The sequence below is a fragment of the Candidatus Megaera venefica genome (assembly GCF_034554655.1).
GTDB lineage: Bacteria > Pseudomonadota > Alphaproteobacteria > Rickettsiales > Rickettsiaceae > Megaera_A > Megaera_A venefica.
The window spans coordinates 1-12,606 of sequence record NZ_JARJFB010000035.1; the positions used below are offsets into that span (position 1 = coordinate 1).

The 12,606-nt window shown below is 36.2% G+C and carries 12 protein-coding genes; all 12 read right to left on the minus strand.

Features of this window, described 5'->3' with window-relative positions; all coding sequences use genetic code 11:
- Positions 1 to 164: 164 nt before the first annotated feature.
- The 12 genes from Megvenef_RS03265 to Megvenef_RS03320 all read right to left on the minus strand — a co-directional run bounded on the left by Megvenef_RS03265 (position 165) and on the right by Megvenef_RS03320 (position 12,537).
- Positions 165 to 950, minus strand: coding sequence for a succinate dehydrogenase iron-sulfur subunit (locus tag Megvenef_RS03265; protein ID WP_322776566.1), 786 nt, complete (start codon positions 948 to 950; stop codon positions 165 to 167).
- An 81-nt stretch (positions 951 to 1,031) separates the two neighbouring features.
- A complete protein-coding gene (gene sdhA / locus Megvenef_RS03270; RefSeq protein ID WP_322776567.1) occupies positions 1,032 to 2,819 on the minus strand; it encodes a succinate dehydrogenase flavoprotein subunit in 1,788 nt (595 codons plus the stop codon).
- A gap of 12 nt (positions 2,820 to 2,831) precedes the next feature.
- The gene (sdhD, locus tag Megvenef_RS03275) at positions 2,832 to 3,215 is read right to left on the minus strand and encodes a succinate dehydrogenase, hydrophobic membrane anchor protein (RefSeq protein ID WP_322776568.1); all 384 of its coding nucleotides are present in this window, start codon (positions 3,213 to 3,215) and stop codon (positions 2,832 to 2,834) included.
- Between the two features lie 10 nt (positions 3,216 to 3,225).
- Positions 3,226 to 3,615, minus strand: coding sequence for a succinate dehydrogenase, cytochrome b556 subunit (sdhC, locus tag Megvenef_RS03280; protein WP_322776569.1), 390 nt, complete (start codon positions 3,613 to 3,615; stop codon positions 3,226 to 3,228).
- A 175-nt stretch (positions 3,616 to 3,790) separates the two neighbouring features.
- Positions 3,791 to 4,669, minus strand: coding sequence for a DUF2608 domain-containing protein (locus Megvenef_RS03285; protein ID WP_322776570.1), 879 nt, complete (start codon positions 4,667 to 4,669; stop codon positions 3,791 to 3,793).
- A 68-nt stretch (positions 4,670 to 4,737) separates the two neighbouring features.
- On the minus strand, positions 4,738 to 5,289 hold the full coding sequence (locus Megvenef_RS03290; RefSeq protein ID WP_322776571.1) for a GNAT family N-acetyltransferase: 552 nt from the start codon (positions 5,287 to 5,289) through the stop codon (positions 4,738 to 4,740).
- A 4-nt stretch (positions 5,290 to 5,293) separates the two neighbouring features.
- Positions 5,294 to 5,980: a 7-cyano-7-deazaguanine synthase QueC gene (queC, locus tag Megvenef_RS03295; RefSeq protein ID WP_322776572.1), complete on the minus strand. Its 687-nt coding sequence runs from the start codon at positions 5,978 to 5,980 to the stop codon at positions 5,294 to 5,296.
- 41 nt (positions 5,981 to 6,021) lie between these two features.
- Positions 6,022 to 6,699 carry a 7-carboxy-7-deazaguanine synthase QueE gene (locus tag Megvenef_RS03300; RefSeq protein WP_322776573.1) on the minus strand — a complete coding sequence of 226 codons (678 nt, stop codon included), beginning with the start codon at positions 6,697 to 6,699 and terminating at the stop codon, positions 6,022 to 6,024.
- Positions 6,700 to 6,703: 4 nt separating this feature from the next.
- The gene (gene mraY / locus Megvenef_RS03305) at positions 6,704 to 7,792 is read right to left on the minus strand and encodes a phospho-N-acetylmuramoyl-pentapeptide-transferase (protein WP_322776574.1); all 1,089 of its coding nucleotides are present in this window, start codon (positions 7,790 to 7,792) and stop codon (positions 6,704 to 6,706) included.
- On the minus strand, positions 7,782 to 9,164 hold the full coding sequence (locus tag Megvenef_RS03310; protein ID WP_322776575.1) for a UDP-N-acetylmuramoyl-tripeptide--D-alanyl-D-alanine ligase: 1,383 nt from the start codon (positions 9,162 to 9,164) through the stop codon (positions 7,782 to 7,784). Before Megvenef_RS03310 ends, mraY begins: the two co-directional genes overlap by 11 nt.
- A 36-nt stretch (positions 9,165 to 9,200) precedes the next feature.
- Positions 9,201 to 10,694, minus strand: a complete 1,494-nt coding sequence (locus Megvenef_RS03315; RefSeq protein ID WP_322776576.1) for a UDP-N-acetylmuramoyl-L-alanyl-D-glutamate--2,6-diaminopimelate ligase — start codon at positions 10,692 to 10,694, stop codon at positions 9,201 to 9,203.
- Positions 10,684 to 12,537: a peptidoglycan D,D-transpeptidase FtsI family protein gene (locus Megvenef_RS03320; RefSeq protein WP_322776577.1), complete on the minus strand. Its 1,854-nt coding sequence runs from the start codon at positions 12,535 to 12,537 to the stop codon at positions 10,684 to 10,686. The genes Megvenef_RS03315 and Megvenef_RS03320 overlap by 11 nt, the downstream gene beginning before the upstream one ends.
- Positions 12,538 to 12,606: the final 69 nt, after the last annotated feature.

Here is a 12,606-nt window from a genome sequence, read left to right on the forward strand (position 1 = left end):
CTATGGCTCATTTTATGATCAAATTCGAAGGGAGAATTTAAGTGCCTATAATCGAATTTACACAAATAGATGGAAAGTCTCTTGTAGGATGAACAATGCCCATCTTTGAAATCCACTTTTCTTATTTAATTTGGAGTTTTGTATAATACTACTCATAAATTAATTTATATCCCTTCCCTTTCTATCATTTTTTTCTTAATTTCAGCTATAGCTTTAGCTGGATTCAAACCTTTAGGACAAGTTTTTGTACAATTCATAATGGTATGACACCGATAAAGCTTAAATGGGTCTTCAAGTTGATGTAACCTATCCCCATCGGCTTCATCCCTTGAATCGGCAAGCCATCTGTAAGCTTGCAAAAGTATAGCCGGACCAAGGTATTTATCTCCATTCCACCAATAACTAGGGCAAGAGGTAGAACAACATGCACAAAGTATACACTCATAAAGTCCATCAAGCTTTTCACGATCTTCTTCTGATTGTAGCCTTTCCCTATCTTTGGAAACAGGAGTATCTGATTTCAGCCAAGGTTCAATTGAAGCATATTGAGCATAAAAATGAGTCATGTCTGGTATAAGGTCTTTTATAACCTTCATATGTGGAAGTGGATAAATCTTGATATCGCCAACAATTTCTTCTATAGGCTTGGTGCACGCTAATGTATTAGTTCCATCAATATTCATAGCGCAGCTGCCGCAAATTCCTTCACGACATGAACGCCTAAATGTTAGTGTAGAGTCTAGTTCATTCTTAATTTTGATAAGGGCATCAAGGATCATAGGGCCACATTTATCTAAATCAATTTCGTAAGTATCTGCCCTTGGATTTTCTCCTGAATCAGGGTCATAGCGGTAAATTATAAGTTTTTTAGGAGACTCTCCAGACTCCAGACTAACATGAACTTTACCCTCAAGCACCCTTGAATTTGGAGGTAATCTTAAATCAGCCATACTATCTCCTCTTAAATATTCTAAATACTAGTCCTAAAAAATGTCATTGTAAACTTGGCTTTTATAGTCATTCCACTCTACCTAGTATACCCTTTTAACAGGCTGCACAGTTTCAACTTCATCCGAGTTGGTTTCAAGCGTTACTGGCTTGTAATCTATTTTTACCTGGCCTTGCTCATCAAGCCACAACATCGTATGCTTCATCCAGTGCTTGTCATCTCTTTCAGGATAATCCTCTCTTGCGTGGGCACCACGGCTTTCTTTCCGATTAGCAGCTGCATGCATAGTAAGAACAGCCTGATCTAACAGATTAGATAACTCCAACGCTTCAACAAGATCGCTATTCCAAATCATTGAACGATCATTAATATTAATATCCTCATATTCTTTACGAATAGAATCTATAAGCTTCTTTCCTTCTTCTAATGTTTCTTCTGTTCTAAATACCGCAGCATGGTTCTGCATTGCTTTTTGCATTTTAAGCCTTAAATCAGCAACTGAAGTTTTACCTTTAGCAGCTCTTATAGTATCAAATCTCTCTAGCAGCGGAGTTAAAGTATCACTTTTTAGCTTAGAATGCGGGGCTTCTTTATTAACCACAGCTTCAGCTCTATGGGCAGCCGCCCTACCAAATACAACAAGATCAAGAAGTGAATTAGAACCAAGACGATTTGCTCCATGTACCGAAACACAACCAGCCTCTCCAATAGCCATAAGACCAGGCACAACTTCCTGCTTGCCTTTTTTCAAGGTGATGACTTCTGTGTGGTAATTTGTTGGGATACCACCCATATTATAATGCACTGTAGGAATTACCGGTATTGGCTCTTTAGTTACATCCACACCTGAAAAAATCTTTGCCGTCTCCGAGATACCTGGGAGTCTTTTTTCTAAAACTTCTGGAGGCAAATGATTTAAATGCAAATATACGTGATCCTTATGCGGACCAACACCCCGACCTTCCCTTATTTCCATAGTCATTGAACGAGAAACAACATCCCTTGACGCAAGATCTTTTGCTGATGGAGCGTATCTTTCCATAAAACGCTCACCCTCTGAGTTAACTAAATATCCACCTTCTCCCCTGGCTCCTTCTGTTATTAAGCAACCAGCACCGTAGATTCCAGTTGGATGGAACTGAACAAATTCCATATCTTGCATAGGTATACCTGCCCGTATACACATACCACCACCATCACCAGTACAAGTATGAGCAGATGTAGCAGAAAAATATGCTCTTCCATATCCGCCTGTTGCAAGCACCACCATATGTCCCCTAAAAACATGTAGCGATCCATCATCAAGGTTCCAGGCCATCACGCCCTTGCACACACCATTTTCCATAATCAGATCGGTAGCGAAATACTCTATAAAGAACTGAGCCTGATGTTTTAAAGCTTGCTGATAAAGAGTATGTAATATTGCATGTCCAGTTCTGTCTGCTGCCGCGCAAGTTCTTTGCGCTGGTTTTCCCTTCCCATACTCAGTAGTCATTCCTCCAAAAGGACGTTGATAAATTTTTCCTTCTTTTGTTCTAGAAAATGGGACACCGTAATGCTCTAGTTCGATAACACTTTCAGCTGCATGTTTACACATGTAAGCAATAGCATCCTGGTCTCCTAACCAATCTGAGCCCTTAACTGTGTCATACATATGCCAACGCCAATCGTCTTGCCCCATATTGCCAAGAGCCGCGCTAATTCCACCTTGAGCTGCCACAGTGTGACTTCTAGTCGGGAATACCTTAGTAACGCACGCGGTACTAAGGCCAGCTTCTGCCATACCAAACGTAGCCCGCAGGCCTGCTCCGCCGGCTCCCACTACTACTACATCAAATTCATGGTTAATTACCTTATACTCGTGTGCCATATTAAGATTCCGTTATAAATTCATTACATGCAGAACAGCTATAATAAAGCTGATAATTGTTACTATAGAAAAAATTTGTACCAATAGAATCGATACCAGCCTGATTGCTCTACAATGAATATAATCTTCAATTATAACACGCATTCCCAGTGCTGCATGGTAAAACCCAGCTACAGTAAACAATGCAAGCATAACTATATTGTACGGTTTTTTTACAACGTCAATTACTCCACTTACTTCTAAACCGCTTAAACTCCAAGAAAAACAAATTAACCAAAAAGTTGTAATAGTAAGTATTATAGCAGTAACCCTCTGATGCCACCAATGGGCAGACCCAGAACCTGCTGACCCTAAATTTTTTGCTATAGCTAGATCAGATCTATATTTATTTTTCACAAGTCATACCTCACATAAATAACCAATATATGACTGTTAGGCACACTGATACTATCACAGCAAGCCAACCAGTTAAATTAATTGATTTAATCGAAAAACCATAACCAGCATCCCATACAAGGTGCCTAATACCCGTACAAAAATGATAAAAATAGCTATAACTAACTAGAAATAATATTAATTTTACCATTGAACTATCTAAAAAATCTAAATAGCAAGGCTCAAATTTACTAAATACCCAAAATATAAACCACCAACAAAACGCACCTAGGCCAAAAAATAAGCCCACACCACTCAAACGATGACCAATAGACAATACAGAACTTATCTGGAGTTTATATATACTTAAATGAGGCGAAAGCGGCCTTGAATTTTTTATTACAATAGGGTCTTTAGACATAAAAAACTTCTTCTTTATTCAATCAGCTAACAAACTTACTTATATTTATGTAATAGGTTAGATATAATTCTTGTTTTTGACAAGGGTTTCAAGGTTATTTAGATTAAAAATAACTACCATTTATGTAATTTGAGACTCATTAGTTTAGAAACCAAAGTAAAAAATATTACAATACCTAGCGTACTAATTTTTTTGCATTACATTTTTCAATAGAAGATCTGGTGTTAATTATACATTTAGCAACTTTATCTGAAATCCACAAACTTTTCTCAACTAGAGTTTCAAACTTTTTATCAACTACTGCTTGATCAAGTTCTTGCGAATAATTTTCGTGTATCTTAGTGTAATGTATGCCTAGGTAATCAATTCCTGCTTCATCAGCAAAACTTTCCACTTCCTCAATCTTTTTAAGACTATTATCTATATGAACTATTCTCTTTGGCTTAAATTTAACTTTCTCTAAAAAGCTTTTAAGGACGACTCCTTTTGGATACCTTGAAGAAAACAATACACCATTTTTATATAGTGGCACTGGATCATTAGAATCTTTTTTTATCAAGGCATCAAACCTAACCATAGGAACCAAGAAGCTAGCACTAAAATCTATACCAAAATTTTTTAATGTCTTTACTCTAAGATCTTCCTTACTCTCTATTGCAGAAAGTGGGCCTGTGTACCCACCCGTGAGAGCTATAACTCTGGTTTCATTACGCTGAATTGCTTTGATAATTTCAGGAATATCTTCATCTACAAGCCTAGGCTCATAGTTAAGCAACACAACCCCCTCTAATCTTTTAGCTTCATCTATTCCTTTTGTAAGTTCTATTTGCTTAAGAAATTGTCTATATTCCGGTATAAACCTATGGGCAAGAATTTGATCTGTTGGAGAAAATATTACGCCCTTTACATCAAAAGTTACCAAGTCATCTTTTGTTAATTTCAAAACTTCCTGACGAATCACAGCCGTATCAGTAGTTTTAATTACTTTTGCATTCACAGTTTCTACAAAAAAGTTCAAACTAATTAATATTGATAAGAAAATACGCAACTGCATAACAACCCCATAAAAAGACGTTTTGCACCTAAGTTGATGTATTTCTTAGGTCAAATTCAGGTTAAATTTTAAACAACTCTACCGAACATATAGTAGTCCTTATGCTCTCCTTCTACAACTTCATATTTCTTCATGAAGCCTTCTTTTTCGAAACCACATCTTTCAAGAACTTTAATTGATTTCTCATTGTCAATAATCACTGTTGCTTGAATTCTAACCAGCCCAAGACCAAAATCAGCAAAATGCAATATGCCTTTAATTGATTTTAGCATTACCCCCTTACCCCAATAATCTGGGTTTAGATCGTAGCTAATTTCCGCTCTAGAATTAGCAAAAGAAATATGGTTAAAACCAGCTGTACCAATCATTTGATTAGTTTCTTTTAGAGCAATAGCCCAGTAAATACTTCGCTTAGCAGGAAATAAACTACCCCAATATTGCACTTCTTCTAATGCTTTCTCAATTGTTTGTGGCCTGTTTTCTTTTGTCAAAAAACCTTCCATCTCATTACGATTCATATAATCAAAATAATCTTGGGCATCAGTCGCTAAAATTTCTCGAAGTACTAGTTCACCAAGATCCAAAGCCGGGAATGAACCAAAAAAATATTGGGTATTCATGCTATTACCTCAAATATTGGATACGATCTACTTGGCCATTTGCTTTAAAAGCTTCCAAACGAACTAAACAAGCATGGCAAGTTCCACAAGATATTGCTGATATAGTTGGGTCATAACACGATATAGTTTCTGAATAATCAACTTCAAGCTCAATGCCTTTTGCTACAATTTCTGCTTTTGACATATTTATCAGTGGAGCATTGATATTAATTCTATTTCCCTCTACGCCAAGCTTTGTTGCTAGATTTGCCATTGTTTCAAAACTTTTAAGATACTCCGGTCTACAATCCGGGTAATTTGCTGAATCAGTCATGTGAGCACCAATAAATATATCAAACGCACCAATAACCTCGGCATAACCAAGAGCATAACTTAGGAATATAGTATTTCTCGCTGGCACATAAGTTACCGGGATTTGATCACCCAAATCATTTACATTTGAATATTTAGGCACCTGAATCGCTTTATCTATCAGAGCTGAGTTGTTAAATGCAGACAAATCTAAATTAATAATTTTATGTGCTTTCACGTTATATCTGGTGATAAAACTTTGAATTTTTGCTATCTCAACAAGATGATTCTGAGAGTAATTAAAGCTTAGAGCATAAATCTCATATCCATCTTTATCAAGCATTGCAAGAACTGTCGACGAATCAAGACCACCACTAACCAAAACAACCGCTTTTTTCATAACGCTCCTTCTCATCCACTTAATTCAAATACTGTTTTTACTTACTCTATTCCAAGGTCTTTGTGAATTTGATAAGATAAACGATAACTGTTATTTATCGCTATATCAACAGCAAGTTTAAGATTTTGTATATTAATCTCCTCTTTGTACTCATCCATTGCTTGCACAAAAACAGGGATATTGCATCTTTTCTGTCCTAGTTCAGGCACAGAAGAATATTCCTTTATATTTGCCGAAATAAGAAATTTAAATGCTCTAATGTTTGGTAACAGATCTTCTCTTACTGATAAATAATTTCCTGCAACAACTTTCGGTGAGCAGATAATTTCTACCTCTTTTGGAATTGTCCTGTAAATCGTACCATTTGTCTCAATTTGTACTGCATAATTATCTTGTATTAACTTATCACATAAGGGAGATATTTGTTGACGCAGTGGCTCTCCTCCCGTAATAACCACTAAGTTTACTGATTTAACGCCTCTATCATTTAAACTTAATTGTCTAATTTGGGATATTATTTTATTAAGCTCAATTTCAACAAAACCTTCAAAATCAGTATCACAAAAACTACAAGCCAGGTTACATCCACCCAACCTTATAAATATAGCCGGAACACCAACATTTGGCCCTTCGCCCTGTAACGTTTTGAATATTTTCTGAACCTTAAGTACTAAGCCATCGCCAAATTCAGCAGCCCTTTTGGGATTGTTTCCATACATAGATTTATCTCAATTTTAGTGAAGACAAACCAATCAATGCAAAAACTATAGCTAAGATCCAAAACCTTATTACCACCTTTGATTCTGGCCATCCTTTTTTTTCAAAATGATGATGTAATGGAGCCATAAGGAATATTCTTTTTCCACCAGTTCTTTTAAAATACAACACTTGAATAATCACCGATAATGTCTCGATAACAAACACCCCTCCAATAATACAAAGAACCAGCTCGTGTTTAGTAATAACACTTATTGTTCCAATTACTCCGCCTAATGACAAGCTACCAGTATCACCCATGAATATTTCAGCCGGCTGTGCATTGTACCACAAAAATCCTAAGCTACTACCTATTATAGCAGCACATAAAACCGTAAGCTCGCCAACATGTGGGACATGAATTATCTGTAAATAATTTGCATAAATGCTATTCCCCACTAGATATGAAATTAAACCAAAAGAGGCTATAGCAATGGTTATGGAGCCGATTGCCAACCCATCTAATCCATCAGTCAAGTTTACAGCATTAGATGAACCAATAATCACAACCATAGCAAATGGTATATAGAAATAACCTAAATCCAGAAACAAATTTTTAAAAAAAGGAAAAGCTAGTTGCGTTGCAAATTCTGGCCTAGCACAATACGAAATGGCGATAAAAGCAAGAGCACTAATTACAAACTGAATAATCAACTTCATTCTACCGCTAATACCACGATAATTATTTTTGCTTACTTTTTTATAATCATCAATGAAACCTAGTACGCCAAATGATAGTAAAACAAAAAGCACAACCCAAATATATGGGTTAGATAAATCAGCAAGCAATAAAGTGGTAATAATGGTTGAACCTAGTATCATCAACCCACCCATTGTCGGCGTACCAGCTTTACTAAAATGACTTGAAGGACCATCATCTCTGATTGGCTGACCATTTTTTTGCATACCTCTAAGATATCGAATTAGCTTAGGCCCCATATACAAAGAAAGAGATATACTAACTAAGATAGCAAGGCCACTTCTGAAGCTAATATACGTAAATAAATTAGCTATATGAAATTTCTGCGCAAACGGGACCAGTATATTATAGAGCATTCTCAACCCCTAGCTTAGTGGCTACTCTTTCCATTCCCATACTTCTTGAACCTTTGATAAGTATTAATTCGCCACCAACAATATACTTATCAATTTCTGTGCAAAGCGACTGAGCATCGTCAAAACAAAAAACTTGAATCTCTTTGCCAAATTCATTTTTCAAATGTTTCATCCTTTCGCCAACCAAAAATAGCTTCTTAACTCCTGAATCTTTGATATGAGGAACTATACTCATATGAAGTTCATTCTCAAATTTACCAAGCCCACCCATATCGCCAAGCACAGCAACTTTATTCTCGTTATCGAACAAATTTAAATACTCTAAGGCAGCATTCATTGATTGTGGATTAGCATTATAATAGTCACAGATAATTCTATATTCCTTACCATCTTTTTTTACAGTAAGCAAACCACCTCTACCAACTACCGGAATGAAGGAAGCTATTGCACTAGTCGCCGCTTCCGGGTCAAGCTTCAGCGCTTTTATAATTGCAAAAGCAGCTGCAAAATTCTCAGCTAAATGAACCGGTATAAGTGGTATAACTAACTCCAATTCTTCACTATCAATAGTATATAATAACCTTAAAGCATTATCCTCCAAGATCTCGCTTGAAACAAACCTTACCCCTGCATCTACTCTCTTACCAAAAGTTTGTACATTCTGCATTCCAGCTCGGTCAATATTCTGTATGCATCTTTCATAAGTCGTAATGTCCCGATTAACTATAGCTATTCCGTCATTAATATCCATTCCCTCAAATATCTCACATTTCGCATCGGCAATTTCTTCAAGAGAATTAAAAGAGCCTATATGACCTTCAGAAACTGCAGTAATCAAAGCGACATCCGGTATAGCAAGCTTACTGAGTTCACTCAGTTCTCCTTTTGCACTCATGCCCATCTCGATTACAGCATATTCTGTATCATTTGGCATCGACGCTAAGCAAAGAGGGACTCCCAGATAATTGTTAAACGTTCCATGACTAGCGTGAGTTTTTCCATAAGCACTAAGCATTATTTTCGTTGCTTCTTTTGTACTAGTTTTCCCGACACTTCCGGTAATTGCAATGAATTTTGCTTTTGAATTTCGGCGTTTAAACTCAGCCAAATCCATTAAAGCCTCATATGTATCTTCTACCATTATGAGCTTTGCTTGGTCAACATTGCTAATTTTTTGGGAAACAATTGCGACTGAAGCCCCCCTATCTAATGCATCCAGAACAAATTCATGCCCATCGCGTACGCCCTTTAAAGCAATAAAAATGTCTCCTTGGTCCACGTCTTTAGAATTAAATTGCACTTTGCCAAATTCTCTATTACCAGCAATATTTAGTAATAATGCCTTACCCAATTCTTTGGTTGTCCAAATCATTTTAACCCCATTATTTAATTTCCACTGAATATATCATTATTGAACACCTCTTTCTACTGCGTTTTTAAAAGCCCAAGTAGCAATCTCTATATCACTAAACTTATTAATACTATTTCCTATAATCTGATAATCTTCATGCCCTTTTCCAGCTATGAGCAGAATATCTCCCTTCTTTAATTTTTCAATTGTACTCACAATTGCCTCTTTTCTATCACCAATAATATCAACTTCAGTTTTTAATGGTACATCTCCGGTACTATTTACCATACCGAGCGCAATCTCATTTCTAATCTTGGTTGCATCTTCTGTGCGTGGATTATCATCAGTTATAACTACATAATCGGCAATACTTGTTGCGATTTTACCCATTATTGGACGCTTTAAACTATCTCTATCCCCACCACATCCAAAAATAACACAAAGTTTTCCTGATTCAGGTTTTATTTTCTTAAGCTCACTCAAGGATTGACTTAAAGCATCTGGAGTATGAGCGTAATCAACGAATACCTGAAAATCAGATTTAGGGTCAGTAATTCTTTGCAATCGCCCGCAAACGGCCTTTAACTTGGGCAATACCTTAACAATATCATCAAAACCAATATTTAGGTTATACACCAATTTGGCTGCTATCAATATGTTTGTTGCCTGAAACGATCCGATAATACTAGTAGAGAATTTGTATTTTTTTTGTAAAAACTCGAAAGTAATTTCTTGCCCCACAATACTCCCCTTGCAACTAGTTACATTAATATCTCCAGCTTTGCCAACAGAAAAATATCGAATCGAATGCTCTTCTAAAAATTTCTTAATTGAATCAAAAAACATTATTTCAGAATTAATAACAGCCTCACCTCCCTTTTCTAAATTATCTCTAAAAAACCCAAGTTTGACTTGCAAGTAATTTTCCATTGTTTTGTGATATTCCAAATGATCCTGGGAGAAACTTGTAAATGCTGCAGATTTAACTTTAATCTCACCAAGTCGTTTTTGATCTATACCATGGCTTGAAGCTTCGAAAGCTACATTCGCTATGCCACTTTCCTCTAGGGTATTTAATACCATTCTAAAACTAACAGGATCACTAGTTGTTTGATGAGAATTTTCAATATTATTAAAATCTTTTATTAGCTCTATATTCGATTCCAAACCTAAGGTTCCTATACAAGCACTAGTTTTTCCAAGTAGCGACAAGATTTGATGAACATAAGATACTACAGAACTTTTGCCATTTGTCCCGGTCACAGCTATAATGTTACTAGGATTTTTAGGATATAATATTTCAGCTGCAATGGCTAAACTCATTCTAGCATCTTGGACGTACACTACTTTGCCCGAATGAAGCGCAGAACTCTTGTCATCAGTAAAAACCAGCGAAGCTCCCTTTCTTAAAGCATCTTCAATGAACTTATTACCATCAAAATTTTCACCACGAATTGCAAAAAAAGCATCACCTGGCTTTACCCTTCTCGAATCAAACGAGATATCTTTTATCTTTTCTTCTGTAAATAGCGTTTGTAACTTAAGTTTCATCTCTTATCTTATACTCAATGTTATTTAACTCCTGCACTTCTTCACTATCCTCGTCAACCTTAGTCATACCATAAAGCGCTACTAACCTTTTAAGAACAGCGCCAACTGTTGGAGCAGCAGTCCAACCACCGCCAGCAAAACCAAAAGACTCCTTAATTCCTACTGGCTCATTATAGACTATATATATTATATATTTTGGATTTGATGCAGGAACAATACCAAAGAACGATGACATTCTTCTGTTTTTATCATATCCGCCAGCATGCGCAATCTCGGCTGTCCCAGTTTTACCCCCAACATAATAGCCTTTAACCTCAGCTTTTGAACCTGTGCCATCAGTAACAACAAGACGCATTAATTTTCTCATTGCAAGTGAAGTACTCTCCTGAAACACCCTTTCTCCAACCAGTTTTTCTTTCGGGTCTCTTTTTACCAAAGTTAGTGGATAGATAACACCTCCATTTACAATAGGCATCATCGCTTGTATAAAATGCGCTGGACTAACAGATATGCCATATCCGTACGACATAGTTATTAAACTTAAATCAGTCCACCGCGAAAAATTCGGAAATAACGGCCTGGCCCTCTCAAGGACTTCCATTTGTAATGGCTCAAGTAACCTTAATCTTCTTAAGTACTCAAGTATACTTTGTTTGCCTGTTTCTAGAATAATTTGTGCTAAACCGACATTACTTGATTTAAGAAAAATATGTGGAACTGAGTGCCACCCTTTTAAGGGACGTGGATGATCTTTAACTTGAAAACCCTGGACCCTAAGATAACTTAAATCATAAGCATCGTTAATTGACGTAGATCCAGTATCAAGCCCAACTGCCACAGTTAAAGCCTTCATACCAGATCCCATTTCATACACTCCTTGTGTAACCATATTAAACAACTGTTCAGCTTTAGCTGCACCAGGATTATGCGGATCAAAATCAGGCTTGCTTACTAAGGCTAAAATTTCTCCATTATTTGGATCAACTATTATTCCTGCAGCTCCTTTAGCCTTGAATTTCTTCATGACTATTTCCATCTCTTCACTAAGAATATTTTGTACACGAACATCAATTGAAAGTTGCAATACGTCGCCCATACCAGTTCTATCTTCTTTTTCTTTTTGACCGGTAATGAATTTCTCAAAAAATTGCTCAATGCCCGCAAGGCCATTCATATCCCTACTCACATAACCAATTACGTGTGATAACAAATTACCGTATGTGTAAATCCTTTTTTGCTCTCTTTCAAAACCAAAACCTGGCATACCAATGTTATATATTTTTTCATGCTCAAGAGGAGTAACATCTCTCTTTATCCAAACAAAACTTTTATTACTTTTTAGGTCAGCCAAAATCTTTTTTGCATCTAAATCAGGTATTACGAGTAACAATTTTTTAATGGACTCCTCTGGGTCAATAATCTTTCTAGGATTAGCATACAGAGAAGCCCCAGGAAGATTTACAGCAAGTAAATTATTATTTCTGTCGGTGATATCGACTCTGTGAATTGATTTACGACCCATTGTTTTTTGAAAATTTACATAGTCAGTACTAGCTACAATTAGTAACCTGATACTTATTATAAGAAAAACTAAAGAAAACCCTCCTATTACAAAAAATATCCTAGCACGCGCAACTGAATGAGATAAATCCCAGCTGAATAAAGACCTTAAAGATATTTTTTCAGCCAAGGAAGCTTTAAAGCCTCGAAATATTGATGAGATTCCTCTTCGTTTTACAAATAAAACATGCGCGGTCTTAAGAAGAGCTATTCTTAAATATAACAAATAATAAATAATAAATTTAAGAAAAGCGATTATGACACCTTTCCCGAGACTTTCCATCTATTTGTGTAAATTCGATTATAGGCACTTAAATTCTCCCTTCGAATTTGATCATAAAATGAGCCATAG